The sequence below is a fragment of the Escherichia sp. MOD1-EC5189 genome, assembly GCF_002966045.1.
Classification (GTDB): Bacteria; Pseudomonadota; Gammaproteobacteria; order Enterobacterales; family Enterobacteriaceae; genus Escherichia; species Escherichia coli_F.
In genome coordinates, this window is the sequence record NZ_PTRX01000003.1 from 194,201 (window position 1) to 219,985 (window position 25,785).

At 51.2% G+C, this 25,785-nt stretch carries 23 protein-coding genes and 2 tRNA genes; 10 read left to right on the plus strand and 15 right to left on the minus strand.

Annotated elements, in window-relative coordinates; genetic code table 11:
• Positions 1–5 precede the first annotated feature (5 nt).
• The 4 genes from ATB02_RS03940 to ydhT all read left to right on the plus strand — a co-directional run bounded on the left by ATB02_RS03940 (position 6) and on the right by ydhT (position 2,986).
• On the plus strand, positions 6–656 hold the full coding sequence (locus ATB02_RS03940; RefSeq protein ID WP_198600574.1) for a YdhW family putative oxidoreductase system protein: 651 nt from the start codon (positions 6–8) through the stop codon (positions 654–656).
• A 63-nt stretch (positions 657–719) separates the two neighbouring features.
• Positions 720–1,388, plus strand: a complete 669-nt coding sequence (locus tag ATB02_RS03945) for a 4Fe-4S dicluster domain-containing protein (RefSeq protein ID WP_050486602.1) — start codon at positions 720–722, stop codon at positions 1,386–1,388.
• Positions 1,385–2,170 carry a thiosulfate reductase cytochrome B subunit gene (phsC, locus tag ATB02_RS03950; RefSeq protein ID WP_105271108.1) on the plus strand — a complete coding sequence of 262 codons (786 nt, stop codon included), beginning with the start codon at positions 1,385–1,387 and terminating at the stop codon, positions 2,168–2,170. The genes ATB02_RS03945 and phsC overlap by 4 nt, the downstream gene beginning before the upstream one ends.
• Before the next feature lie 3 nt (positions 2,171–2,173).
• Complete coding sequence (gene ydhT, locus ATB02_RS03955; protein WP_000587571.1) at positions 2,174–2,986, plus strand: protein YdhT; 813 nt, start codon at positions 2,174–2,176, stop codon at positions 2,984–2,986.
• A gap of 5 nt (positions 2,987–2,991) precedes the next feature.
• Here ydhT and ATB02_RS03960 read toward each other — a convergent pair whose 3' ends face one another.
• From ATB02_RS03960 to ATB02_RS03975, 4 genes are all read right to left on the minus strand, one after another.
• Positions 2,992–4,602: an FAD-NAD(P)-binding protein gene (locus ATB02_RS03960; RefSeq protein WP_105271109.1), complete on the minus strand. Its 1,611-nt coding sequence runs from the start codon at positions 4,600–4,602 to the stop codon at positions 2,992–2,994.
• 125 nt (positions 4,603–4,727) lie between these two features.
• Positions 4,728–5,033 (minus strand): monooxygenase, encoded by a 306-nt coding sequence (locus tag ATB02_RS03965; protein WP_000212657.1) that lies wholly within the window; start codon positions 5,031–5,033, stop codon positions 4,728–4,730.
• A gap of 107 nt (positions 5,034–5,140) precedes the next feature.
• Positions 5,141–5,217 (minus strand) — tRNA-Val (locus ATB02_RS03970).
• 4 nt (positions 5,218–5,221) lie between these two features.
• Positions 5,222–5,298, minus strand: a tRNA-Val gene (locus tag ATB02_RS03975).
• A 308-nt stretch (positions 5,299–5,606) separates the two neighbouring features.
• Here ATB02_RS03975 and ATB02_RS03980 point away from each other — a divergent pair.
• A complete protein-coding gene (locus ATB02_RS03980; protein ID WP_105271110.1) occupies positions 5,607–6,863 on the plus strand; it encodes an AIDA repeat-containing protein in 1,257 nt (418 codons plus the stop codon).
• Positions 6,864–6,903: 40 nt separating this feature from the next.
• Here the strand turns inward: ATB02_RS03980 and mdtK are convergent, their stop codons facing one another.
• Positions 6,904–8,277 (minus strand): multidrug efflux MATE transporter MdtK, encoded by a 1,374-nt coding sequence (gene mdtK, locus ATB02_RS03985; protein ID WP_001174941.1) that lies wholly within the window; start codon positions 8,275–8,277, stop codon positions 6,904–6,906.
• A 214-nt stretch (positions 8,278–8,491) separates the two neighbouring features.
• Between mdtK and ATB02_RS03990 the strand changes: the two genes are divergently transcribed.
• The gene (locus tag ATB02_RS03990; RefSeq protein ID WP_105271111.1) at positions 8,492–9,133 is read left to right on the plus strand and encodes a riboflavin synthase subunit alpha; all 642 of its coding nucleotides are present in this window, start codon (positions 8,492–8,494) and stop codon (positions 9,131–9,133) included.
• 39 nt (positions 9,134–9,172) lie between these two features.
• Here the strand turns inward: ATB02_RS03990 and cfa are convergent, their stop codons facing one another.
• Together cfa and punC are read right to left on the minus strand one after the other, a co-directional pair.
• Complete coding sequence (gene cfa / locus ATB02_RS03995) at positions 9,173–10,321, minus strand: cyclopropane fatty acyl phospholipid synthase (protein ID WP_000098911.1); 1,149 nt, start codon at positions 10,319–10,321, stop codon at positions 9,173–9,175.
• A 290-nt stretch (positions 10,322–10,611) separates the two neighbouring features.
• Positions 10,612–11,823 (minus strand): purine nucleoside transporter PunC, encoded by a 1,212-nt coding sequence (punC, locus tag ATB02_RS04000; protein ID WP_032303133.1) that lies wholly within the window; start codon positions 11,821–11,823, stop codon positions 10,612–10,614.
• Positions 11,824–11,935: 112 nt separating this feature from the next.
• On the opposite strand from punC, the gene punR reads away from it, so the two are divergent.
• On the plus strand, positions 11,936–12,868 hold the full coding sequence (gene punR / locus ATB02_RS04005; protein WP_105271112.1) for a DNA-binding transcriptional activator PunR: 933 nt from the start codon (positions 11,936–11,938) through the stop codon (positions 12,866–12,868).
• Here punR and purR read toward each other — a convergent pair.
• The gene (gene purR / locus ATB02_RS04010) at positions 12,865–13,890 is read right to left on the minus strand and encodes an HTH-type transcriptional repressor PurR (RefSeq protein ID WP_000190982.1); all 1,026 of its coding nucleotides are present in this window, start codon (positions 13,888–13,890) and stop codon (positions 12,865–12,867) included. The two genes, punR and purR, sit on opposite strands and share 4 nt — an antisense overlap.
• 298 nt (positions 13,891–14,188) lie before the next feature.
• On the opposite strand from purR, the gene cydH reads away from it, so the two are divergent.
• Positions 14,189–14,278, plus strand: coding sequence for a cytochrome bd-I accessory subunit CydH (gene cydH, locus ATB02_RS04020; RefSeq protein WP_000102278.1), 90 nt, complete (start codon positions 14,189–14,191; stop codon positions 14,276–14,278).
• Between the two features lie 165 nt (positions 14,279–14,443).
• Complete coding sequence (locus tag ATB02_RS04025; RefSeq protein ID WP_000701039.1) at positions 14,444–15,613, plus strand: MFS transporter; 1,170 nt, start codon at positions 14,444–14,446, stop codon at positions 15,611–15,613.
• A gap of 145 nt (positions 15,614–15,758) precedes the next feature.
• On the opposite strand, the gene sodB is transcribed toward ATB02_RS04025, so the two are convergent.
• Entirely contained in the window at positions 15,759–16,340 is a 582-nt protein-coding gene (sodB, locus tag ATB02_RS04030; protein ID WP_000007283.1) for a superoxide dismutase [Fe], read from the minus strand.
• A gap of 127 nt (positions 16,341–16,467) precedes the next feature.
• Entirely contained in the window at positions 16,468–17,295 is an 828-nt protein-coding gene (gene mepH / locus ATB02_RS04035) for a peptidoglycan DD-endopeptidase MepH (RefSeq protein WP_105271113.1), read from the minus strand.
• A 334-nt stretch (positions 17,296–17,629) separates the two neighbouring features.
• Here mepH and grxD point away from each other — a divergent pair, with 334 nt between their 5' ends.
• The gene (gene grxD, locus ATB02_RS04040; protein WP_000108172.1) at positions 17,630–17,977 is read left to right on the plus strand and encodes a monothiol glutaredoxin 4; all 348 of its coding nucleotides are present in this window, start codon (positions 17,630–17,632) and stop codon (positions 17,975–17,977) included.
• Between the two features lie 50 nt (positions 17,978–18,027).
• Here grxD and ATB02_RS04045 read toward each other — a convergent pair whose 3' ends face one another.
• The 5 genes from ATB02_RS04045 to nemR all read right to left on the minus strand — a co-directional run bounded on the left by ATB02_RS04045 (position 18,028) and on the right by nemR (position 25,708).
• A complete protein-coding gene (locus ATB02_RS04045; RefSeq protein ID WP_105271114.1) occupies positions 18,028–22,644 on the minus strand; it encodes an ATP-dependent helicase in 4,617 nt (1,538 codons plus the stop codon).
• A gap of 92 nt (positions 22,645–22,736) precedes the next feature.
• The gene (gene rnt / locus ATB02_RS04050) at positions 22,737–23,384 is read right to left on the minus strand and encodes a ribonuclease T (RefSeq protein WP_001282281.1); all 648 of its coding nucleotides are present in this window, start codon (positions 23,382–23,384) and stop codon (positions 22,737–22,739) included.
• A 102-nt stretch (positions 23,385–23,486) separates the two neighbouring features.
• The gene (gene gloA, locus ATB02_RS04055; protein ID WP_001237796.1) at positions 23,487–23,894 is read right to left on the minus strand and encodes a lactoylglutathione lyase; all 408 of its coding nucleotides are present in this window, start codon (positions 23,892–23,894) and stop codon (positions 23,487–23,489) included.
• An 80-nt stretch (positions 23,895–23,974) separates the two neighbouring features.
• Positions 23,975–25,072: an N-ethylmaleimide reductase gene (gene nemA, locus ATB02_RS04060; RefSeq protein WP_105271115.1), complete on the minus strand. Its 1,098-nt coding sequence runs from the start codon at positions 25,070–25,072 to the stop codon at positions 23,975–23,977.
• 36 nt (positions 25,073–25,108) lie between these two features.
• A complete protein-coding gene (nemR, locus tag ATB02_RS04065) occupies positions 25,109–25,708 on the minus strand; it encodes a DNA-binding transcriptional regulator NemR (protein WP_105271116.1) in 600 nt (199 codons plus the stop codon).
• Positions 25,709–25,785: the final 77 nt, after the last annotated feature.

The following is a 25,785-nucleotide window of genomic DNA, read 5'->3' on the forward strand; positions in this document are numbered from 1 at the left end:
GTGAGATGAACCATCAGGATGTCTTGCCGTTAGCGGAAATCAGCGAAATTGACGAGGCGAAGCGGCAATGGTTGCAGGGGATGCGGCACCCCGTTGATACGGTAATTGAAGACATCACAGAACCAGAAGCTGCTGAAATCCTGGCAGAGTTCATTCGCCAGCATTCTGCGGCTGGGCAGCTGGTGGCGCGCGCCGTGTTTCTCTCGCCACCCTATTCGGTTGCAGAAGAGGAACTGTCAGTTTTGCTCGAAAACATTAAGCAGAACGGAGACTACGCGGATATCGCGTGTATGACGGGAAGCCAGGATGATTACTATTACTCAACGCAGGCCATGAGTGAAAACTACGCGGCGATGTCTTTGCAAGTTGTGGAGCAGGACATTTGTCGCGCTATTGCACACGCCGTTCGTTTTGAGTGCCAGACGTATCCTCGTCCTTACAAAGTCGCCATGCTGATGCAAGCTCCATATTACTTCCAGGAAGCGCAGATTGAAGCCGCGATCGCCGCGATGGATGTTGCACCTGAATATGCCGATATACGGCAGGTGGAGTCATCGACGGCGGTGTTGTACTTGTTTAGCGAGCGATTTATGACCTATGGCAAGGCGTATGGCTTATGCGAATGGTTCGAGGTAGAGCAGTTTCAGAACCCCTGAAATTTCAGGGAGATGTCATGGATAGGGTGGACAGTAGCAGCCACTGCATTAGGGGATAATCAGATGTCCTTCACTCGACGCAAATTTGTTCTGGGGATGGGAACAGTAATCTTTTTTACTGGTTCTGCGTCTTCTCTGTTAGCGAACACGAGGCAAGAAAAGGAAGTTCGGTATGCCATGATTCATGACGAGTCACGGTGCAATGGCTGTAATATTTGCGCCCGCGCATGCCGTAAAACTAACCACGTCCCCGCTCAGGGAAGCCGTTTATCGATAGCACACATTCCAGTCACCGATAACGACAACGAAACACAGTATCACTTTTTTCGCCAGTCATGCCAGCACTGCGAAGATGCTCCTTGCATTGACGTTTGCCCAACAGGAGCGTCATGGCGTGATATGCAGGGGATCGTGCGGGTAGAAAAATCGCAGTGCATCGGCTGCAGTTATTGCATTGGCGCTTGCCCGTATCAGGTTCGCTACCTTAACCCTGTCACTAAAGTGGCAGATAAATGTGATTTCTGCGCTGAGTCCCGACTAGCAAAAGGCTTTCCGCCCATTTGCGTTAGCGCCTGCCCGGAACATGCATTGATCTTTGGTCGCGAAGATAGCCCAGAAATTCAAGCGTGGTTGCAAGAAAATAAATATTATCAATATCAGCTACCTGGTGCCGGGAAACCGCATCTGTATCGCCGATTCGGTCAACATTTGATTAAAAAGGAAAATGTATGAACCCGTCGCAACATGCTGAACAGTTTCAGAGCCAGTTGGCGAACTATGTGCCACAGTTCACTCCCGAATTTTGGCCGGTGTGGTTGATCATTGCCGGACTATTGCTGGTTGGGATGTGGTTGGTGCTGGGGCTGCATGCCTTGCTTCGTGCTCGTGGCGTGAAGAAATCAGCCACCGATCATGGTGAGAAGATTTATCTTTACAGCAAAGCGGTCAGATTATGGCACTGGTCGAATGCGTTACTCTTTGTATTGTTGCTGGCAAGTGGGCTGATAAATCACTTTGCGCTGGTGGGAGCAACTGCGGTTAAAAGTCTGGTTGCGGTGCATGAAGTTTGCGGATTTTTGTTACTGGCATGCTGGCTCGGCTTTGTTCTGATCAATGCCGTTGGGGGTAATGGTCACCACTATCGCATTCGTCGTCAGGGTTGGCTGGAGCGAGCGGCAAAACAAACGCGATTTTATTTGTTTGGCATTATGCAGGGAGAAGAACATCCTTTCCCGGCAACAACACAGTCTAAATTTAATCTCTTACAGCAGGTCGCCTATGTTGGTGTCATGTATGGATTGCTGCCGTTGTTACTATTGACGGGGCTGCTGTGTCTCTATCCGCAAGCCGTGGGAGATGTGTTTCCTGGCGTAAGATACTGGTTATTGCAGGCGCATTTTGCTCTGGCATTTATAAGCCTCTTTTTTATCTTCGGTCATCTTTATCTTTGCACCACGGGGCGTACGCCACACGAAACCTTTAAAAGCATGGTCGATGGCTATCACCGGCACTAACGAATGATCATTACACGAGCAGACCTGCGAGAATGGCGTATCGGAGCGGTGATGTATCGCTGGTTCCTGCGCCATTTCCCACGCGGCGGTAGTTATGCCGATATTCATCATGCACTGATTGAGGAAGGATATACGGACTGGGCGGAGAGTCTGGTTGAGTATGCGTGGAAAAAATGGCTGGCGGATGAAAACTTCGCGCATCAGGAAGTTTCCTCTATGCAAAAATTGGCCACAGATCCCGGAGAGAGAGCATTTTGCAGTCAGTTTGCCCGCAGCGACGATCATGCTCGCATCGGCTGTTGTGAGGATAATGCCAGAATCGCAACCGCTGGGTATGCTGCACAAATTGCCAGTATGGGTTATAGCGTGCGGATTGGAAGTGTCGGCTTTAACAGTCACATTGGCAGCTCCGGTGAACGCGCACGGGTTGCTGTAACCGGTAATTCTTCGCGGATAAGCAGCGCTGGAGATAGTAGTCGGATTGCGAATACCGGAATGCGAGTACGCGTTTGCACATTGGGTGAACGGTGTCATGTCGCCAGTAATGGTGACCTGGTGCAAATCGCCAGCTTTGGCGCAAACGCCAGAATTGCCAACAGCGGCGACAATGTACACATCATTGCCAGCGGTGAAGATTCAACAATAGTGAGCACGGGCGTGGTCGACTCAATTATTCTCGGGCCAGGGGGAAGCGCCGCACTGGCATATCATGACGGCGAAAGAGTTCGCTTCGCCGTCGCCATTGAAGGTGAAAACAATATTCGAGCCGGAGTCCGCTATCGCCTTAATGAACAGCATCAGTTTGTTGAGTGCTGATAGCTTTACATTTGATCAAACGAAAGACGCCGACGAGCACGGGATGCAGGCTTTACGACCGCCTGAGCCATCGCCTCACCAATTTCTGCACATGCCGTAAGTCCCTGTACGAATGGCCGGTCGTGCATCAACCAGGGCAACGCGCCGAACGCTACGCGCCCACGAATTTCTTCGGGTTGCTGTAGCGTATAATCTTCGCCAACATCAGGGATTTCATCCCCTGTTTTCTGTAATTGTTCGCGTAGTCCAGGGAAAGGAATATCTTTCACTTTAAGCGGACGCTGCCCGCGGGCATCAATAAAAACGTCAAACGAGTAGCTATCGTCTTCCGTTTTCAGGACGGTGCGCGACTCATTAATTTCCATTTCGTAGTCTTCACCGAGGGCGAGAATATGAATGATTCCCGCTTCACGTAAGGCCAGTAGTCGACGAATAGACTCTGAAGGGATTGCCGCATAATTATCGATGAAAACCCGGGCAAGGCCTTTACTGAACCGTTTATGGTCGTGTTCATTCAGATGAGGAACAATTTCCTGTACGGCTTCATGCAGGCGCAGAATGACATAACGCCAGGGAACAGTATGTTTTTCTCGTTTATTGCGTTCGACTTCCTGGAGATTTTTTTCTGCCCAGTCGAATGGGTCGCGTTGTTTGCGCTCGGCAAACCAGGCTTGAGCAAAGGAATCGACATTCAGGCTCTCTAAGGCTATGCGTTGGCTCCAGTCTGGATCAGCAAATTTGATTTCCTCTACTATCAATCTAAATACCCGATCCAAAAGGCCCTCTTCGCCTTTTTGAATCTCAGCATTCAATGCCTGATCAGTGACGATGTGTAAGGGCTCGTAGGGAATAGGGCAATAGAAATCGGCTTCGGGTAAAATACCCGTGCGCGACATCAACGTAATATTTAGCTTTTCACTTGCGTTATCGCGGTGAAAAACGACGTGTTGTTTATCATCTTCAATGAACGAACCATGCTGAATAGCAACTGCCATTGCCGCATCCAGTCCGCTCAAGGATGTTCCCATAATACCCACGTTACACGCATCGACCTTTGCTTCCATCAGGCCTGACCACGGGCTGGGAAAATACGTTCTGGTTGCTTCTTCTTCATCAGGCCAGACGTGACCCGTCGCGATCACTGCTAAATCAAACGTCTCGCTGGGTAAATCCTGATTTGTAGCGAGCATGACGCCAGCATTTATAATTTGCAGATCGGTAACCTGGCATGATTCATAAACAGCCACTGCAAATTTTTGCTGTCGTGCCTGGTCTACTAATCGTAAAAATTGATCGCGGAAATATTCGCCCAGCAGAATTCGCGGTAAAAACTGGCGATCGTGCAAGGTTTCTTTTTTAACGCCATAACGCTGGAGATGGCTGGCTTCTTGCTTTTGTAGCCATTCGAGATATGTACAATAAATCGGCGGTATTTCAATACTGGCAATATTTGCCAGCATCAGTTTTGAGTTTTCCTCATCACTGTATGGCATCCCGACACCGGCTTCGTCAGCCTGCTCGAAGACAGAAATAGAAAGTGGAGTTTGTTGCTGTAGAAGCGAGAATAAGGTGTAGATCCCCGTAGGCCCGGCACCCACAATAGCAATTTTTTTCATTGTTACTTACCTGTACGCATTCTTTCGAATTTAGTGTTATCAGATAAGTTTGGTTGAAATTTTTAGAATTTGAGAAATTTCAGACAGGGATGAAAAGGGCGCTAACCGCCCTTGGTTAAAATCTGTCAGGCGAGTTTTGCCTGATTGATTTGACTCAGTGGCTCATTGACATCGAAAACTTTGGCGACAACTTCCTCAACGCCGAGATTTTTCAGTCGGGCAGTATGTTTTTCCAGATAGGCAAGGGCGCTTTTTTCATCAGTGAAAAGGTAGATCCCACCGGCTTCGTGGTTCTTTTCACTTTCTGTCCATACCTTCCACAGAAAACCAGGTTCCTGATTAATTGACTCAGCAAGCGGTTTAAGCTGCTCAGCCATTGCGTCGCCAAATGGGCCATTAAAAGCAAAATGAAGTTGTAACAAAGTTGCCATAGCGATTCTCCTTCTGATAACGCATACGAAGACAGTGTAAATCTTTTAACGTATTGGATACAGAGAAGAAACAGAGGGAAAAAGGAGAAGACCAGATTAAGAAAATCTGGTGCGTCCGAGTGGACTCGAACCACCGACCCCCACCATGTCAAGGTGGTGCTCTAACCAACTGAGCTACGGACGCAGGATGGTGCGTTCAATTGGACTCGAACCAACGACCCCCACCATGTCAAGGTGGTGCTCTAACCAACTGAGCTATGAACGCAACGTTGTAGGTGACAACGGGGACGAATATTAGCGGCAGAGTGGGAAGGTGGCAAGAGGCAAAACGTATTTTTCTGCGGTATTTCGACCGTTTGCAGAGCTTTTAAGCAAATTGGCTATATTTTGTTGATTTGCAAGGGCGATTTTTATTCAGGATCGCATTTACATCTGACACAACCCAATAATCTGTGTATCAGAGTTTAAACAGAGTTGTTTGCCACTATCTCAAAATCTGTCGTGGATAAATCCTCCGTAGCCTTTACACTTAGGTAGCAATAAAGGCACACAGATGCAGTAAAGGAATAAATCATGGGATCTGATGCGAAAAACTTGATGAGCGACGGGAACGTGCAAATTGTTAAGACCGGCGAGGTCATTGGCGCGACGCAACTTACTGAAGGTGAGTTAATTGTTGAAGCTGGCGCAAGAGCCGAAAATACCGTGGTCACGGGGGCCGGTTGGTTGAAAGTGGCAACCGGTGGGATCGCCAAATGCACACAGTACGGCAACAATGGCACGCTATCGGTCAGTGACGGTGCCATTGCCACAGACATTGTTCAGTCCGAGGGAGGCGCAATTAGTCTCTCTACGCTCGCTACGGTTAATGGCCGCCATCCAGAAGGTAAATTTATCGTTGATCAAGGTTATGCCTGCGGTTTGTTGCTGGAAAATGGCGGTAACCTGCGTGTACTGGAAGGCCATCGCGCGGAAAAAATCATTCTCGATCAAGAGGGCGGCCTGTTGGTCAACGGGACGACCTCTGAGGTTGTGGTAGATGAAGGTGGTGAATTGTTGGTGTATCCAGGTGGAGAAGCCAGTAATTGTGAGATCAATCAGGGCGGCGTTTTTATGCTGGCGGGGAAAGCCAGTGATACGTTGCTTGCTGGTGGCACAATGAATAATCTCGGTGGTGAAGACTCTAACACTATTGTTGAGAATGGAGCCATTTATCGTCTGGGGACGGATGGCCTTCAGCTCTATAGTTCCGGTAAGACGCAAAACCTGTCCGTTAATGTGGGTGGCCGGGCTGAAGTGCATGCTGGTACGCTGGAAAACGCGGTAATACAAGGTGGGACAGTGATCTTGTTGTCACCCACCAGCGCGGACGAAAATTTTGTCGTAGAGGAAGATCGCGCACCGGTTGAACTGACCGGGAGTGTTGCATTACTGGACGGCGCTTCAATGATTATTGGCTATGGCGCAGATCTGCAACAATCATCGATTACTGTACAGCAGGGCGGTGTGTTGATTTTCGATGGCAGTACGGTAAAAGATGACAGTGTCACTTTCAATATTGGTAACATCAATCTGAATGGTGGAAAACTGTGGCTGATCACTGATGCGGCAACGCATGTGCAACTGAAAGTGAAACACCTGCGCGGAGAGGGAGCGATTTGCCTGCAAACCAGTGCGAAAGAGATTTCACCTGACTTCATCAATGTTAAAGGGGATGTTAACGGTGATATACACGTTGAGATAACAGATGCCAGTCGGCAAACTTTGTGTAACGCACTGAAATTACAGCCAGACGAAGACGGGATTGGCGCAACGCTCCAGCCTGCGTAAAAACACAGGCGCAACCCGTGAAGGTTGCGCCTTATCTTTACTAGCGAGCTGCTCGTTGCAGAATGATGGTTGATGGCAGACGTTGCAGGAAACGCATTCGCAGCATCATCATAATAGCTGCCGATGTCAGGCCGATAATAAACCCTATCCAGAAGCCTGCTGGCCCCATAGGCTCAACAACCAGATCGGTCAGTGCCAGAATATAGCCGCTTGGCAAGCCCAGCACCCAGTAAGCCGTAAAGGTGATATAGAAAATGGAACGCGTATCTTTATAACCACGCAAAATCCCACTGCCAATCACCTGGATTGAGTCAGAAATCTGATATACCGCCGCCAGCAACATCAAATGCGCAGCCAGCGTTACAACCTCGGGATTGTCGTTATACAAGAGGGCGATTTGCTCCCGCAGTGAAACTGTGAATATGGCCGTCAGAGTCGCCATACAGACACCCACCATAAGGCCGGTCCGCGCTGCTGTTTGTGCATCCAGCGTTGAACCCTGACCCAGACGATAACCTACGCGGATAGTTACCGCTGCCGCCAGCGACATGGGAAGCACGAACATCAGTGAACTAAAGTTCAGGGCAATCTGATGTCCTGCGACATCAACAATACCGAGCGGAGACACTAACAGAGCCACGACGGCAAACAGCGTTACTTCAAAGAACAGTGCCAGTGCAATCGGCAAACCGAGTTGAATCAGTCGTTTCATAACCGCAGGATCGGGTTTCGCGGTGCCTTTTTCGTTACGGATATCGCGCATCGAGCGGGCGCGTTTAATGTAAGAAACCATGGCAAGGAACATGACCCAATACACCGCCGCTGTAGCTACGCCACAACCAACGCCACCGAGCTCTGGCATACCGAAATGACCATAAATAAAGATATAGTTCACCGGAATGTTCACCAGCAGGCCGATAAAGCCCATCACCATACCCGGCTTGGTTTTTGCCAGACCTTCACACTGGTTACGGGCAACCTGGAAGAACAGATAGCCCGGTGCGCCCCACAGCAATGCACGCAAATAACCCACGGCTTTGTCCGCCAGAGCCGGGTCGATATTTTCCATAGATCGGATAATGTAACCCGCATTCCACAGCACCAGCATAATAAGAACGGAAACAAAACCTGCCAGCCAGAACCCTTGTCGCACCTGATGCGCAATGCGCTCACGTCGACCGGAACCATTTAATTGCGCGATAACCGGCGTTAATGCCAGCAGCAGCCCGTGACCAAAGAGGATCGCCGGAAGCCAGATAGAAGTACCGATAGCGACCGCCGCCATGTCGGTGGCACTATAGCCGCCCGCCATCACGGTATCGACAAAACCCATCGCAGTTTGGGCGATTTGCGCGAGAATCACCGGGATTGCTAATGCTAATAACAGACGCGCTTCACTGATATACTTCTGCACGTGAACACCTTTTATTTGTAGTTATATGAGAGACTAAAAAGCCGCCTGAATGGGCAGCAAAAAGAAGAAGCAGGGGAAATTCAGTCTATTGTAGCGAGGATTTATTAATTCTCCAGTGAAAAAATAGCCATTCTTACCCCTTCACTGGTAAGGGCGTTTTCCACCTGCTATTGTGCTGAACAGAATGTCTTAACTGATTTCAGGAGTTGTGAGTATGTTTACGGGGATTGTACAGGGCACCGCAAAACTGGTGTCGATTGACGAGAAACCAAATTTTCGCACACATGTGGTTGAGTTACCTGACTACATGCTGGACGGTCTGGAAACCGGTGCGTCCGTGGCGCATAACGGTTGCTGCCTGACCGTGACGGAGATTAACGGCAACCATGTCAGTTTTGACCTGATGAAAGAAACGTTACGTATTACCAATCTTGGCGATTTAAACGTGGGGGATTGGGTAAATGTTGAGCGGGCGGCGAAATTTAGCGATGAAATTGGCGGACACTTAATGTCAGGTCATATTATGACCACCGCTGAAGTGGCTAAAATATTAACCTCGGAAAATAATCGCCAGATCTGGTTTAAAGTCCAGGATAGTCAGCTGATGAAATATATCCTGTACAAAGGATTTATTGGCATCGATGGTATTAGCCTGACAGTCGGCGAAGTAACGCCAACGCGTTTTTGCGTCCATTTAATTCCGGAAACACTGGAACGCACTACCCTTGGGAAGAAAAAACTCGGCGCACGCGTCAATATTGAGATCGATCCACAAACTCAGGCAGTGGTAGATACGGTAGAACGTGTGCTGGCGGCACGAGAAAATGCCATGAATCAACCAAGTACAGAAGCCTGATCTGAAATCGCCCCCGGAGCGGGGGCGATAGAATAGCCTCTAGCGAGCGACTCGAAGGCCGTTTTCGACTCCGCGAGAGAACACCACCTGCCAGAGCTGAATATCACGGGCGCGGAAAGCTCCTGCACAGGCATTCAGATAATAGGTAAACATCCGTTTAAAGCGTTCACTGTAGTTATCCGCAATTTCTGGCCATGCGGCGAGGAATCGTTCATACCACGCCATCAACGTAGTATCGTAATCAGCACCGAAGTTATGCCAGTCTTCCATCACAAAGTGGGGTTCGCTGGACTGAGCAATCTGGCGTACAGAGGGCAGGCAACCGTTCGGGAAAATATATTTATTAATCCAGGGATCAACATTCAGATCGGTTTTTTTCGAACCGATAGTATGGAGCAGGAATATACCTTCCGGTTTCAAATTACGATCCACCACCGCAAAATAGGTATCGTAATTTTTCGGTCCGACGTGCTCGAACATCCCCACAGAAACAATACGATCAAACTGGTCGTTCAGGTCACGATAATCTTGCAGCAAAATGGTGACATCCAGGCCTTCACAGCGTTCCTGAGCCATTTTTTGCTGTTCAGCAGAAATGGTGACGCCCACCACGCTTACGTCATAGTTAGACGCCATGTAATGCGCCAGTCCGCCCCAACCACAGCCAATATCCAGTACGCGCATCCCTGGTTTTAACTGCAATTTTTCACAAATCATTTTGAGCTTCGCCTGCTGGGCAGATTCCAGATTATCGGCATCTTTCCAGTAAGCGCAGGAATATTGCATGAAGGGATCAAGCATGCGGCTGAACAAGTCATTACCCAAATCGTAATGCTCTTTACCGACTATCCAGGCCCGTTTTTTACTCTGCAGATTGAAGAGACGAGCGCTGGCAATACGCAGCGTGTCTTTGAAATGATGGGGGAGTTGGTTCTCGAGACCTGCGCGTAAGACTTTGCTAAAAAACATATCCAGTCGGTCACATTCCCACCAGCCATCCATATAACTTTCGCCTAACCCCAAAGAGCCTTCCTGCAGAACGCGTTTAAAAAAATCGGGGTTTTTGACACGAATATCCGCCGGGGCAGAACCGTTAATGGCTATACCGGCACGGCTAAGTAATTCGTTGGCGATACGGTACCAGTTGTCATCCGGTACACTGACTTCTTCTATACACGATGAACTCATAGTTTCTCCATCACTGGTCGGTGATCAGAACCTTAAAACAGCGTAGACGCTTTTTGGGCTTTGTGAGAAATCTCGCAGAAAAAACCGCGAGTCTATAATCCGACGTAGAACAGAGGGAAAGGAGGAACCCTTGCCGAAATGACCATCCATAGTGAGTCGGGAACGATCCTGTCCCCGTAAAAACATAATATTTATCGTAGCTTTAACAACTCGAAATTAGTATAGGCCGCTAATTTCAATCATACAACAAAATTTTGTTAGCAGCCTAAGTATAAGCATATCGATATAGATCAGTGTGATTCGCTATGAGCGACTTCGGCATTGCCATGATTCTGGCAGTCTACTTCTTCACAACGTTGCATCATGTAACCCAGAGCGACCAGCACTACTGTTGATAACATCACGCTGGTGGTGGTGAGCAATGGCGTGCTGATACTGATAAGCCAGGAAACTACCAGACTTGCGAGGAAGCACAGACCCAGTTGTAGAGTGTTCTGCAACGCTGCGGCGCGACCAGTTGCATGTGGGAAAGGACGCAGTGCCTGGGCGACAACAATCGGGTAGATCGCGCCGTTGGCAATCGCCATCACACAGAATGGGATCAGGATTTCGGCCAGCGACACATGGCTAATGAAGCCCGCAGCCCAGGTCGCAATGACGCTGACAGCAAACAGCACCAGCAACCACGGTAATAACTGCTTGCCTTGCCATTTTTGTAGTGCGGCGCGACAGCCATAGCCACCAATCAGAAACGCGATAGTTTGCGGGACATAACTTAAACCAATCACTGCCGGGCTGTAACCCATTTCGCTAAGGATGAACGGTGAACCGGTCAGCCATGCAAAAAAACTGGCTGAACAGGCCGCGTAAATCAGCACATTGCCACGATAGGTTTTTGAACGTAGTAAGTCGGTAAAGGTCAACGCATCCTGACTATTGTTACGGGCCTTCGTCGTGGGTTTAAGCCAGAAAATAGGCAAAATCAGTACCACGGTAATGGCAAACAGTGTGGCGAAAATCGCCTGCCAGGAAAAATGGACCAGCAGCCAGCTGCCTAACAGAGGAGCCAGTGCCGGAGATAGACCCACCAGCGGCATGATGGTCGCAAAAATACGGTTAACTTTCTGTGAAGGATAATAATCCGTCACTAACGCTTGCCAGATAACCGCCGCGGCGCAGACACCCACAGCCTGTACAAAACGCAATACCAGCAGCGTGGCGGCGTTTTCAACCCACAGCATCCCCAGACTACCTAACGCAAAAATTGTCAGGCCGATTAATAACACCGGTTTACGACCATAACGGTCGGAGAGCGGCCCCCACAGAAGCTGGGCTGCGGCAAAACCGGCAAGGAACAGACTAAGGCTGGCACTGACAGCAGACGCAGGCGTTTGCAGGTCGGCCTGTATGGCGGCGAAAGCAGGCAGATACATATCGGTTGCCAGAAAACCGAGTACGCTCAAACCTGCCAGCCAGACTAAAAATCTTTTCCCAGGTTGCATGTATATTCTCTAAATCTCTCAATTAAACACCGCCGCAAAGTGTAGGGAGTGAAATTAGTGTTGTGAAACGGTAATATTTGATGACTGGTTTCAAAAATTTTGCAGGCAGACTATGTGGTCAGAATATTCACTCGAAGTTGTTGATGCGGTAGCGCGTAATGGTAGTTTTAGCGCTGCAGCCCAGGAGTTGCATCGCGTTCCTTCTGCGGTCAGCTATACCGTGCGTCAGCTGGAAGAGTGGCTGGCGGTGCCTCTGTTTGAACGACGTCACCGTGATGTGGAACTGACCGCTGCCGGGGCGTGGTTTCTCAAAGAAGGGCGCTCTGTTGTCAAAAAAATGCAGATCACTCGGCAGCAATGTCAGCAGATAGCGAACGGCTGGCGCGGTCAGTTAGCTATCGCAGTGGATAATATTGTCAGGCCAGAACGTACACGGCAGATGCTCGTTGATTTTTATCGCCATTTTGATGATGTCGAACTTCTTGTCTTTCAGGAAGTGTTCAACGGTGTCTGGGATGCGCTTTCCGACGGGCGCGTGGAACTGGCGATTGGCGCAACACGCGCGATTCCGGTAGGCGGTCGTTATGCCTTCCGGGATATGGGGATGCTAAGCTGGAGTTGCGTTGTTGCCAGCCACCACCCGCTGGCGTTGATGGATGGCCCGTTCAGCGATGATACGTTGCGCAACTGGCCGTCATTGGTGCGCGAAGACACCTCGCGAACGCTACCTAAACGTATTACCTGGTTGCTGGATAACCAAAAAAGACTTGTCGTGCCTGACTGGGAATCATCGGCAACCTGTATCTCGGCAGGATTATGCATAGGGATGGTGCCAACACATTTCGCCAAACCGTGGCTTAATGAGGGGAAGTGGGTAGCATTAGAACTGGAAAACCCCTTTCCGGATTCGGCATGTTGTCTGACATGGCAGCAAAATGATATGTCGCCTGCGTTAACCTGGTTGCTTGAGTATCTCGGCGATAGTGAGACGCTGAATAAGGAGTGGCTGCGGGAGCCGGAAGAGACTCCCGCAACGGGTGATTAACGACGATAGTCTCGGAACGGGCCGTCAGCCACGGAGCGGCGTTCAATCAAGCGCGGATGCACTTCAATGGACTGCGGTTCTTCACGTTTGTTGACGATACGATCCAACAGCATGTTGAACGCTGTTTCACCCAGCGAATCTTTTGGCTGATGGATCGTGGTCAGCGCCGGCGTAAAATAGCGGGCGTTGCGCACGTTATCATAACCGATCAGCGAAACATCCTGCGGGACGCGCAGACCCATTTCATCAGCAGCACAAAGTGCGCCCATTGCCATGATATCGCCACCACAGAAGACGGCAGTAGGGCGATGCGGCTGCGACAGTATTTGCTGCATGGCGCGATAACCGGATTCAGGTTCAAAGTCACCCTGTACAATCCAGCTTTCCGGCACCTTGATCATCGCTTCTTCCATCGCCTTCATAAAACCGGCAAGGCGGCCTGCGCCAGTGTTACGTTCCAGCGGGCCGGGGATAACGCCGATTTCGCGGTGACCGCGTTCAATCAGATAACGCCCGGCCATGTAGCCGCCTTCGAACGCGTTATCAATGACCGCATCGGTGAAGTCAGCTTTTGCTTCACCCCAGTCCATTACCACCATTGGGATATGGCGATACTCTTCCAGCATCGCCAGCAACGGCTCTGGGTACTCAGAACACATCACCAGCAGACCATCGACGCGTTTTTGCGCCATCATCGACAGATAAGCCCGCTGTTTCTCAAGATTGTTCCACGCATTACCCAGAATCAGGGTGTAACCTTTCTGGAAGCAATTTTTTTCAACCGCTTCAATGATCTCGGCAAAATAGGCCGCTTCGCTGCTGGTCGCCAGCAAACCGATAGACTTGGTGTGGTTAACCTTCAGGCTACGCGCCACCGCGCTAGGGGAGTAGTGTAATTCTTTAATCGCTGCCCACACGGCGTTGCGCGTTTCTTCAGCGACGAAACGTGTTTTGTTGATTACGTGTGACACAGTTGTAGTGGAAACGTTTGCTCGTTTCGCTACATCTTTTATTGTTGCCATTCCATTTCACTCCAGACCCTAACTTCAGCTCCTGCAAAATCGCAAGGTAAACGTTTGCCTTTACACACCTTACGCACAACAAAAGTGTTGCGGTACGCCGGAAAAACGACACGGAGCGTCAGGAAGGGGTCAATGGCCAGTACGCAAATAGTGTAAGCGTGGAATTTTGGCCGATCTTGACGAAAAGGGGAAGTGGTAAAAACACTTATCATTATAAATGACGGGAGATTTTTTCATCACAGTGTGTAAAAATGCGTAATATCACTTTTTGTGTGGTAATAAAAAAGGAGAAAACTTGATGAGCACCGACCTTAAATTTTCACTGGTAACAACGATTATCGTCCTCGGTTTGATCGTAGCCGTGGGTTTGACTGCCGCGCTGCACTGATTTCCTCTCGAGGGAGCGCGTTCTCCCTCGCATCTCCTTCCAGTTTGTTAGCAAAATGGCAAAAGTGTTTTCTCTTTTTGTTATTTTCATTTTTTTGTGATTGCTGTCATGCTTTCGCCACTTTAATGAATATCGCGTAATGACGCGAAGAGGTGGAGATAAGGCATGAAAATTAACTATCCGTTACTGGCGCTGGCGATTGGCGCGTTTGGTATCGGGACCACAGAGTTCTCGCCAATGGGCTTGTTGCCCGTCATTGCGCGTGGCGTGGATGTCTCGATTCCCGCTGCCGGAATGTTAATCAGCGCCTATGCAGTTGGCGTAATGGTGGGCGCGCCGCTGATGACGCTTCTACTTTCTCATCGTGCCCGCCGCAGTGCGTTGATTTTCCTGATGGCGATTTTCACGCTTGGCAACGTACTTTCCGCCATCGCGCCGGATTATATGACCCTGATGCTTTCACGCATTTTGACCAGCCTGAATCACGGAGCATTTTTTGGTTTGGGTTCAGTTGTGGCCGCAAGCGTGGTGCCAAAACATAAACAGGCCAGCGCAGTTGCCACTATGTTTATGGGGTTAACCCTGGCAAATATCGGTGGCGTTCCGGCAGCGACCTGGTTGGGCGAAACCATCGGCTGGCGGATGTCATTTCTGGCAACGGCGGGGCTGGGCGTGATTTCAATGGTAAGTCTGTTCTTCTCATTACCTAAAGGTGGAGCAGGGGCGCGACCTGAAGTGAAAAAAGAGCTGGCGGTATTAATGCGTCCGCAGGTGCTGTCTGCATTGCTGACGACGGTACTGGGAGCTGGTGCAATGTTTACCCTCTACACCTATATCTCTCCGGTACTGCAAAGCATTACCCACGCAACGCCGGTGTTCGTCACGGCAATGCTGGTGCTGATTGGTGTCGGATTCTCTATCGGTAACTATCTCGGCGGCAAACTGGCAGATCGTTCAGTTAACGGCACGTTGAAAGGCTTTTTGTTGCTGCTGATGGTGATTATGCTGGCAATCCCGTTCCTGGCCCGCAATGAGTTCGGCGCAGCTATTAGCATGGTGGTGTGGGGAGCTGCAACCTTTGCGGTCGTACCGCCGTTACAGATGCGCGTGATGCGTGTCGCCAGTGAAGCGCCTGGTCTGTCTTCATCAGTCAATATTGGTGCCTTTAATCTTGGAAATGCGCTGGGAGCAGCTGCTGGTGGTGCGGTAATTTCCGCTGGGCTGGGATACAGTTTTGTGCCGGTGATGGGGGCGATTGTCGCGGGACTGGCATTATTGCTGGTGTTTATGTCAGCCAGAAAACAACCTGAGGCAGTTTGCGTTGCCAACAGCTAATTAAACAAAAACGCAGAAGGATAACCTTCTGCGTTACAGTTGCTGGCAACGTGCGATTTATCTTGCCGGATGCGGTGTTAACGCTTCATCCGAGTTGGCATGGTAAGCGAAGCGCATCAGGCAATGTTGCATTTGCCATCAGTTATTATGCAGCGAGATTTTTTGCTACGAATTCCCAGTTCACCAGCGCCCAGAAGTGCTCCAGATAGCCAGGACGTGCATTGCGATAGTCGATGTAATAAGCGTGTTCCCAGACATCAACGGTCAGCAGTGGAGTCGCATCGGTGGTCAGCGGAGTACCCGCGTTAGAGGTTGAAACGATAGCCAGTTTGCCATCGCTGTTTTTCACCAGCCAGGTCCAGCCAGAACCAAAGTTTTTGATTGCTGCATCAGTAAACTGTGCTTTGAAATCGGCAAAGCTGCCAAAAGATGCGGCGATAGCTTCAGCGACTTTTCCAGTTGGTTCGCCACCCGCGTTCGGTGCCAGGCAGTTCCAGTAGAAAGTATGGTTCCAGACCTGAGCTGCGTTGTTGAATACGCCACCTTCAGAGCTGCGAATAATCTCTTCCAGTGATTTACCTTCAAACGCGGTACCTTTAATCAGGTTGTTCAGGTTAGTGACATAAGTCTGATGATGCTTGCCGTAGTGATACTCGATGGTTTCCGCAGAAATGTGCGGTGCCAGAGCATCTTTAGCATATGGTAGTGCAGGTAATTCGAATGACATTGCTACTCTCCTTTATTATTAATTTGCATACGTACAATAGCCTTATTGTGCGTATGGATAGGGTAGCAAATTAAAAGGTGAGACAAAAGATGAACTTACCCTGTTGCCGTAACAACAGGGTAAAGTTTTAGCGAAGTGTTTTTGGGGTCATTACCCGGCGAGCGCCAACATAGTGGCGCTGCCAGTAGTCTTCACTGAGAGAAGTGATTTGAATTTCCTGACCCGTACGCGGTGACTGAATAAATTTGCCGTTGCCGACATACACGCCGACATGATCGGCTGTACCGCGTCCCTGAGTACGGAAGAAGACCAGGTCGCCGTTTTTCAGTTCACTACGTTCGATAGGTGCTGCATCACGCAGGTGATACATTTCATTCGCCGTACGCGGAATACGAATTTTCACCAAATCTTTATAAGCGTAATAAACCAGGCCGCTGCAATCAAAACCGGTACGCGGTGAGCTGCCACCCCAACGATATGGCTTACCAATTTGCTGCATCAGTTTATTCATTGCCACTTTTGTGGCTTTTTGCACCTTCGCTTTGTGTGCGTCGGCAAGGGTTCCTGACGCGGCATTTTTGACTTTCACACCATGCGATTTATAGCCCTTACGTTTGGTACACTTTTCGGTAAAGCTGGCTGAGGCCGTTTTATTGACGACGTGTTTGCTGCGAGTTTTGGCGTTTTTAGAAGCGGTAATGGAAGATTTTTTAACGGAAGAAGCGGTTTTGCTTTTGGTCGTACTTTTACTGGCGGCTTTTTTCGCTGTTTTCTGGCTGGCTTTCTGGGTCTTTTTGGTGGTTGCCGTGCTTTTCTTTTTATCTGCTTTTTTGGTGATATGAGTGGTAGCAGAACTCTCCCTGGCTTGCTTTGAAGCATGGGCCATAGGCGTTAAAGGCAGGGTGGTAAAAAGTAAAGCACAGAGCGTGATCGAAATACGGTTTATCCGCGCCACTGAGCGTCCCTCTGTTAAGGCAGGTCTATCATGCCTGCGTCTGATTTACAAAACTTGATGATTCTAATGCATAGAAGAAGAGAAAGTTAATAGCTTTTATTGTTAAAAAATACGTTTCGTCGGAGAGCGCAAAAAAATGCAGCAGTGGAAGCTAAAAATGGTTATAAATACGCCAGTTTGCCGTGCATAAGGGAAGAAACGAATATTTGAAATGCAACAAATAGAACAAAGGGATAAAATAGCAAAAGCGTGATGAAAATGTTATTTTCCGATGCCGCACTGACCCGCTACAATGTCAGATTACTGCCGTAAAGAAGTTTGAGGAAGCAAGACAATGAGCACCACTATCGAAAAAATCCAACGCCAGATTGCTGAAAACCCGATCCTGCTGTACATGAAAGGTTCACCGAAACTGCCGAGCTGCGGTTTCTCTGCCCAGGCAGTCCAGGCGCTTGCCGCATGTGGCGAACGTTTTGCCTATGTTGATATCCTGCAGAATCCGGACATTCGTGCGGAACTGCCGAAATATGCTAACTGGCCGACCTTCCCGCAACTGTGGGTTGACGGCGAGCTGGTCGGCGGTTGTGATATCGTGATCGAAATGTATCAGCGTGGCGAACTGCAGCAGCTGATCAAAGAAACTGCCGCTAAATACAAGTCTGAAGAGCCGGACGCTGAATAATCCGTCCTGCAATACTGACGGATGCGAACGGGCATCCGTCAGTCCTTTCTCTATCCCCAATCCAGTCCTTGTGGCGAACTTGAAAATCCCGCCTCACGCAGCAGCGTAAACATCGGCGTTTGCCGGACCGGTAGGTCATTCACTTCTGTTAGCGTAAAGCGCAGCCGTGGTTCGCGACGCAGTGCGGTAGTCAGCGCGTGGAAAATCTCTGGGGCGAGTAATTCCTCTTTTTCCTGCCAGACCAGCATTTTTTTGCCACCTTGCGCCAGATAGAGTAACAATTTGCCGCCAGAAACTACCACCAGCGCACCCGCCCGACGCGTTGGTATCAGCGTTGCCGGATGTGCAGGCCAGGGCAGAAGATTTCCCCATGCATTAGCCGGATCGTTGGCAGAGAGCGCCACTGGTGTATAGTGGCACGTTTGCGTGGCTTGTGTCGCCAGATCGCGCAATCGGTCAATAGTCAGACGTTCAGCGAATTGCGCGCCACCCAGACCTTCTACAAAACGACCTCGCATAATTCGCCCGGAGTCTTCCATACTTCGACAAAGCGCTTGCATCGATGGAAACCCGCCAGGGATATTTTCGGCTATCACCGCCTGACGACTGATGATGCCGTAGCGGTCGAGCATATTTTCCGCCAGCGCCAGCATCCTTTCGGTATCGTTTAGTGGCTCCACCTGCAATAACGACCAGCGTCCAGCCAGATTTGGTGTGTTGTAAGATAGCAGCGGCGAGACGGGTTGCGCATAGACAGGACGTCCACGACGAGCCCGGTGGCTGCGACGAGTTGAGGTGCGTGTGTTGGTACTGCTGCGGGTGAGGGCGCGTAACGGTGCCCAAATGTCGCTGGTGATGACGCCTTGCCAGACCAGCGCCCATAACGCCTCTTGCAGGGCTGAGGGATCAACCGATTCGTCGATTTTATCGCGTATCCGTTGGCTGATTTGTTGTGCAAACCAGGCTCCTCCGTCAGCCAGAACCGTGACTATCGCTTGCTGCAGCGCCGAACGATTCGCCTGATTCGCTTCGGCGGGAGTGAACGATTCTGCGGCATATTCCTGTAGATGCAGTGCCACCAGACCGTCATCTTCACCCAGCTTTTTTTGCCCCGACCAGATAACCGCACCGGTTGCCAGTAATTCATCGAGCATTTCTGGCGAATAGTCGCGTACGCGGGCAGGCAGGATCTGGCTTTCCCAGAGTGAGGCGGGTAAACCGACTCCGGCAAGCTGTTCGATCACCCGCATGACGCCATCCACACCCTCATAAACGCCTGGCGATGTTGAGGCAAAGAGTGCCGGGCTACCATCGGTGGCGGGTAATACGCCCTGACGTTCCAGCAGCAATCGCGCATAGGTCGTGGCCGCAACGGGACGTGTCGCTTCTCTGGCGGCTTGCAGCGAGCGCAAACGCAGACGACGAAATACTTCATCGCTCACCCAGATGCCTTGTTGCAGATTCATCACCAGCCCCTGTTCGCGCAGTTGCTGAAGTTGCTCTTCGACAATGGCAATACCGAGGCTAAACTCATGAGCCAGTTGTTCAGACGTGACCAGAGCATGAGCCCGGAGATAGCGCAGAAAGAGGTCGCGAAGCGGGTAACTGACTCGGTGCAAATAAATCTCTGGCAGTGACTCTGGTAGTCGTACGCCGAGGGCATCGCGCAGCCTGGCGGCATCATCCATACAGGCAAGACGCTCCTGCCCGCTAATCATCGTCGGGAAGATTCGTTTTACTGCAAGAAGATTTTCCAGATACGACGCAATCTCTTCACTGCTGCCTGTATGCCGTTGCGCCAGGTCTTCAACGGTCATTGGCCCCAGTTCGCGCAGCAGGTCGAACAATCCTTCTTCACCTTTCGCTCTTCTGCCAGGAGCCAGTCGTTGCAACTCTTCTTCCACCAGGCGAATGACCTGCGGGTCGAGTAACTCATCAGGATCAACCTGACCGAGTAGATTGCGCAGCAATTCGCTGTCCAGCGACAGTACGGATGCTCGGCGCTCTGCCAGCGGGGCGTCGCTCTGGTACATAAATTCCGCGACATAGCCGAACAATAAACTGGCGGCGAAAGGCGAGGGCGTAGTGGTCGTTACATCGGATATTTGAATTTCGCCACCGTTCAGGCGACGCATCAAACGTTCCAGCGCGGGAAGATCATAAACATCTTGCAGACATTCGCGTAGGGTTTCGAGAATGACCGGAAAATCCGGATATCCCTGAGCGATTTCCAGCAACTGACTGGCGCGCAGCCGTTGTTGCCAGAGCGGGGTGCGATGGCCCGGCGTGCGGCCCGGCATTAATAATGCCCGCGCGGCGCATTCGCGAAAACGGGCGGCGAAAAGTGCCGAGCTGCCTACCGCCTCGCGGACAATTTGCAGCAACTTTTCTGGTTCAAACAAAAAAATCGCGGCATCAGGCAATTTACCATCGGTGTCAGGAATGCGCGCAACAATGCCGTCATCACTGGCAACCACAGACGCGTCAGCGCCCCATAGTGCATGTATTCGCCCGGCAATCGCCAGCGCCCAGGGTTCATGCACCCGTCTTCCATAGGGAGAATGCAAAATAATACGCCAATCGCCAATTTCATCACGGCACCGTTCGAGGACCAGATGACGACTACCCGGAACAATACCCGTCGCGTTGCGCTGCTCGTCAATCAGCCCCTGAATATTGGCGATCGTATTTTCTTCTGCCAGCCACGGGGGAATATTCCCGGAAAAGAAAGCGCCATCTGCCAGTAAATGGAGAAAATCGCCGATCATCTCACCTAATTCAGCCGGACGGCCGTTACCTTCACCACGCCAGAAAGGGAGCCGGGCAGAACGACCAGGTGCAGGAGCCACAATTACCTGATCGCGGGTGATTTGCTGGATCCGCCATGAGGTAGCGCCAAGGGTGATAATATCGTTCACCCGCGACTCATACACCATCTCCTCATCCAGTTCACCCACCCGCCGCGATCCGGCTTGTTCTTCACCCTCGGGTAATAACACGCTATACATGCCACGATCCGGAATGGTGCCTCCGCTGGTCACCGCCAACAATTGAGCGCCAGGTCGGGCGGTCAATATCCCGGTCTCCCTGTTCCAGACCAGTTTTGGTCGAAAAGCAGAAAAATCGCCAGAGGGATAGCGCCCGGAAAGCATATCCAGCGTGGCGTCAAAAACACGTCTTGGCAGATCTTTCCACGGTGCGGCACGGCGTACGCGGGAGTACCATTCGTCTGCCTGTAATGCATCCATCGCCGCGGCGGCAACGGTCTGCTGCGCAAGGACGTCGAGTGGATTATGCGGTGGTGTCAGGTTTTCCAGCCTGCCTGCGAACATACACTCAACAATGACTGCGGAATCGACTAAGTCACGTCGGGTTTGGGGGAAAAAAAGCCCTTTGGAGATACCACCTACCTGGTGTCCGGCACGTCCAATGCGTTGTAACCCACTGGCAACAGAAAGCGGCGTTGCCACCTGAATTACCAGATCCACCGCGCCCATATCAATCCCCAGTTCGAGACTGGAGGTTGCGACCACGCAGCGTAATTCACCCGATTTCAGCGCCTGTTCGGTGATTGCTCGTTGTTCTTTAGACACGGAGCCGTGGTGTGAGCGGGCAATAAAAATGTCGCTACTTTGTACACGGTTAGAGGTTGCGCCGGAGGTCGACTCGAAATGGGCCGCATCAACGGCGATAGACGGGGAACGCTGTAAGCGTGCGGCGTAAAGCTCATTCAATCGTGCCGTCAGTTTTTCCGCCAGCCCGCGTGAATTAGTAAAGACAATGGTCGAGCGATGGCGCAAAACTTCATCAAGGATACCCGTTTCAATATATGGCCAGATGGAGCCTTCTCGGCCGGCATGGCTGTCTTCGCCGGTGCCGCTGGCAACCGATGAGACATCATCCATATTGGCGACCGGTACGACAATCCGTATCTGCGGATGGCGCATTGCGGGCGGGTTGACTACCGTAACCGGGCGATCGCCACCAAGAAATGCTGCCACATCGCTGGCTGAGCGTACAGTGGCAGAAAGGCCAATTCGCTGTGCTGAGGTGTGGAGCAGCGCATCGAGCCGCTCCAGACTTAACGCCAGATGCGCACCACGTTTACTGCCCGCTACCGCGTGGACTTCATCAATAATTACCGTTTCGACGCCGCGTAGCGTTTCGCGCGCGCGGGAGGTCAGCATCAGATAGAGTGATTCGGGTGTGGTGATCAGAATATCCGGCGGATTACGGGTGAGTTTGCTGCGTTCCTGTGCAGGCGTATCGCCAGTACGGATCCCCACGCGAAGATTGACTTCCGTTTCGCCGCGCCGCCGCCGTTCATCGGCAATACCCTGTAACGGGATCTGCAAGTTGCGCTGAACGTCGGTGCCCAGAGCTTTGATCGGTGAAATATAGAGAATGCGTGAGGTTTTACGCTTATGCGCCTCGCGGGTATCTTCGCCGCCTTCGCGGAAGAGCTGATCGAGGGCGTAGAGAAATGCTGCCAGGGTTTTCCCGGAGCCAGTCGGTGCAATCACCAGCGCATGCTCGCCTCGCGCCGCCACATGCCAGGTTTGCGACTGGACAGCGGTCGGCTGTTTAAAGGCGCGAAGAAACCAGTCGCGGGTCGCCGGTGAAAACACGTCCGGCAGGGGCGATGAAGGGTTTAGATTATCTGCCATTAACGCTATTCCCCGTGAATATCATGCATGATGCGTGGAATAGCCTCACTATAGATGCCTGAATCATTGCATGTCATCAGGCATCGACTCGATTACACCTCTTCGGCGGCAGGTAGCGGCCAGCCTCCCAGACGTTTCCAGCGGTTGACGATTTCACAAAACAGCACAGCAGTGCGTTCGGTGTCGTACAGCGCGGAGTGCGCCTGGGTGCTGTCGAAGTCCATGCCAGCGGTCTGGCAAGCCTTTGACAATACGGTTTGTCCGAGTGCCAGCCCGGCCAGTGCAGCAGTGTCAAAAGTGGCGAAAGGGTGGAACGGGTTACGTTTCAGTGAGGCGCGTTCTGCGGCGGCCATCATAAAGCTGTGATCGAAATTGGCGTTGTGCGCCACCATAATGGCACGGTTACAGCCGCTCGCTTTAATGCCTTTACGTACAACTTTAAAAATTTCGTGCAGCGCCTCGTATTCGCTGACCGCGCCGCGATCGGGATCGTTCGGGTCAATGCCGTTGAAGGCGAGGGCCTCTGGCTGCAAATTTGCGCCGACAAATGGTTCGACGTGGAAATGTAACGTGGTGTCCGGCATCAGCCAGCCTTGTTCATCCATTTTCAGGGTGATGGCGGCAATCTCAAGCAGCGCATCGGTTTTGGCGTTAAATCCAGCTGTTTCAACATCGATCACAACAGGATAAAAACCACGAAAACGGTCGCACAGACCGGTAAGTTGAGCGTTATCGGACATCTGATTCTCTTAATACGGATAAATTGCAGCGCGCATTATGACAAATATTACTTGTCGATGCAGTAAAGATGCGGGCGCGATGAATTCACGCCCGGCAGGAGATTAGTTGCCCAGACCGCGACCGGCGTCTTTTTCTTCGATTAATTCAATTTTGTAGCCGTCCGGATCTTCCACAAACGCGATAACCGTAGTGCCGCCTTTTACCGGACCCGCTTCACGGGTGACGTTACCGCCGTTCTGACGGATTTTTTCGCACGCTTCAGCGGCGTTATCTACGCTAAGCGCGATGTGACCATAAGCAGTGCCGAGTTCGTATTTATCCACGCCCCAGTTGTAGGTCAGTTCAATCACCGCTTCTTCGGTTTCCGGGCCATAGCCAACAAACGCCAGTGAGTATTTGTATTCCGGGTTTTCGCTGGTACGCAGCAGTTTCATGCCCAGTACTTTGGTATAAAAATCGATGGAGCGTTGCAGATCGCCAACGCGCAGCATGGTATGAAGAAGACGCATCTTTATATCCTCAAAATGGCTAACAGATTCAAAATGTTGTTTTAGTATAGCGGCGGCTTTGCGCCGCTCGCAATGTTGGATTACAGCGTCGGGTAATCGGTATAGCCTTCCGCGCCGCCACCGTAGAAACTTTCGGCACGCTGTGGGTTAAGCTCAGCTTTGCGCTGCAAGCGGGCAACCAAATCCGGGTTCGCAATCCAGTCACGACCAAATGCCACCGCATCAATCAATCCTTTGCCGATCAACGTTTCGGCTTTTTCTACCGTGTAGGCACCTGCGCCGATAATCGGACCGTGGAAACGGGCGCGTACTTTTTCGCGGAACGCGTCAGTATACGGTTGGCCTCCCGCCCAGTCCGGTTCGGACATATGCAGGTAAGCTATGCCACGTTTGCCCAGTTGTTCAATCAGATACAGTGCATCGGCTTCTTCATTTGGGCCATTATCCGTGTTCTGGAAAGTACCGATTGGCGAAACACGAATGCCAATGCGGTCGGCTCCCCATTCTTCAATCCCGGCATCGACCACTTCCAGCACCAGACGTGCGCGATTTTCCACGCTGCCGCCGTACTGATCGGTACGATGGTTTGAAGAAGGAGAAAGGAACTGATGCAGTAAATAACCGTGAGCAGAGTGTAGCTCCACCAGATCAAACCCAGCTTCACGGGCGTTAGCGATGGCCTGGCGGAAATCATTGACGATGCCCGGAATCTCTTCCCGTTCCAGTGCACGTGGCATGGATGTTTCAACGCGGATCGCCTGACCTTTTTCATCGCGCAGAGAAGTACGCGTTCCCGCGCTAAGTGCAGAAGGCGCTACCGGTGCCTGACCGCCAGGCTGCAGGCTGGCGTGAGAAATTCGCCCCGTGTGCCAAAGCTGCACGGCCATGTGACCATTTTCAGCATGGACTCCCGCGGTGATTTTTTTCCATGCGGGAATTTGCTCCGGGCTATGGATGCCAGGCGCACCGGCATATCCTTTTGCCTGGGCAGAAATTTGCGTGGCTTCGCTAATAATCAAACCGGCACTGGCTCGTTGGCGATAGTATTCCGCCATCAACGGGGTAGGGATGTCACCCGGTTCAATACTGCGCAGACGCGTCAGCGGTGCCATAAAAATACGGTTTGCCGCCGTGATCGCGCCCACTTTCAGTGGGGAATACAGTTTTTCAGATGACATAAAGGCTCCCGGTGGTCTGGTGATAAAAAATGCCTGCTAAACGGCAGGCGTCGCAATAATGGTTTTTACATGGGCCAGCGCGTTTTCCAGTGGCTCGAAACTGCGCGAAATTTTGGCCTGCAAATTCGCGCCAAGCCACAGTGCGTAAAGCACTTGTGCCTGTTGCAGCGGTTCGCCACAAAAGGTTAAACAATGGTTCTCACGGCCATTTTCCAGCGCCTGAGAGAGCAGGGCGATTACGCCGCGAGCCCCTTTATCCATCGCGCTGCGCATATCTTCTGACAGATCGCACACTTCGGCAGAGAGTTTTACTGTCAGGCAACCACTGATGGTTCCATGTTGGCAAAACTGGTTCAGTGTTTGCTGGTAATAAGCCAGTATGCGGTCGCGGTAGTTACCTTCGCCGGATTGCAGCAACTCCGTCAGTCGCTGGTGATATGCGGCGTAATGGCGCTCAAGCATGGCAACGCCAAACGCTTCTTTAGAGTGAAAGTAGTGATAGAAGGACCCTTTCGGCACTTCAGCCGTTTTTAGTAATTCGCTTAGCCCCATCCCGGTGAATCCACGTTGCAAGCAAAGTTGCTCGCCCGTCGCCAGGAGATGTTCGCGAGTATCATGTTCGGTGTGTTTGTTCATGCGTTGGAGTGTAGTAGACCAGTCGGTCTAGTGCAAGCAAAGTTGCTACTTTGGGCATTAACAGCTTCAATAGTGGT

Coding starts and splice junctions, on each gene's coding strand:
- ATB02_RS03940 (WP_198600574.1), top strand. CDS start 6: ATGAACCATCAGGATGTCTTGCCGTTAGCGGAAATCAGCGAAATTGAC.
- ATB02_RS03945 (WP_050486602.1), top strand. CDS start 720: ATGTCCTTCACTCGACGCAAATTTGTTCTGGGGATGGGAACAGTAATC.
- phsC (WP_105271108.1), top strand. CDS start 1,385: ATGAACCCGTCGCAACATGCTGAACAGTTTCAGAGCCAGTTGGCGAAC.
- ydhT (WP_000587571.1), top strand. CDS start 2,174: ATGATCATTACACGAGCAGACCTGCGAGAATGGCGTATCGGAGCGGTG.
- ATB02_RS03960 (WP_105271109.1), bottom strand. CDS start 4,602: ATGAAAAAAATTGCTATTGTGGGTGCCGGGCCTACGGGGATCTACACC.
- ATB02_RS03965 (WP_000212657.1), bottom strand. CDS start 5,033: ATGGCAACTTTGTTACAACTTCATTTTGCTTTTAATGGCCCATTTGGC.
- ATB02_RS03980 (WP_105271110.1), top strand. CDS start 5,607: ATGGGATCTGATGCGAAAAACTTGATGAGCGACGGGAACGTGCAAATT.
- ATB02_RS03990 (WP_105271111.1), top strand. CDS start 8,492: ATGTTTACGGGGATTGTACAGGGCACCGCAAAACTGGTGTCGATTGAC.
- cfa (WP_000098911.1), bottom strand. CDS start 10,321: ATGAGTTCATCGTGTATAGAAGAAGTCAGTGTACCGGATGACAACTGG.
- punC (WP_032303133.1), bottom strand. CDS start 11,823: ATGCAACCTGGGAAAAGATTTTTAGTCTGGCTGGCAGGTTTGAGCGTA.
- punR (WP_105271112.1), top strand. CDS start 11,936: ATGTGGTCAGAATATTCACTCGAAGTTGTTGATGCGGTAGCGCGTAAT.
- purR (WP_000190982.1), bottom strand. CDS start 13,890: ATGGCAACAATAAAAGATGTAGCGAAACGAGCAAACGTTTCCACTACA.
- cydH (WP_000102278.1), top strand. CDS start 14,189: ATGAGCACCGACCTTAAATTTTCACTGGTAACAACGATTATCGTCCTC.
- ATB02_RS04025 (WP_000701039.1), top strand. CDS start 14,444: ATGAAAATTAACTATCCGTTACTGGCGCTGGCGATTGGCGCGTTTGGT.
- sodB (WP_000007283.1), bottom strand. CDS start 16,340: ATGTCATTCGAATTACCTGCACTACCATATGCTAAAGATGCTCTGGCA.
- grxD (WP_000108172.1), top strand. CDS start 17,630: ATGAGCACCACTATCGAAAAAATCCAACGCCAGATTGCTGAAAACCCG.
- ATB02_RS04045 (WP_105271114.1), bottom strand. CDS start 22,644: ATGGCAGATAATCTAAACCCTTCATCGCCCCTGCCGGACGTGTTTTCA.
- rnt (WP_001282281.1), bottom strand. CDS start 23,384: ATGTCCGATAACGCTCAACTTACCGGTCTGTGCGACCGTTTTCGTGGT.
- gloA (WP_001237796.1), bottom strand. CDS start 23,894: ATGCGTCTTCTTCATACCATGCTGCGCGTTGGCGATCTGCAACGCTCC.
- nemA (WP_105271115.1), bottom strand. CDS start 25,072: ATGTCATCTGAAAAACTGTATTCCCCACTGAAAGTGGGCGCGATCACG.
- nemR (WP_105271116.1), bottom strand. CDS start 25,708: ATGAACAAACACACCGAACATGATACTCGCGAACATCTCCTGGCGACG.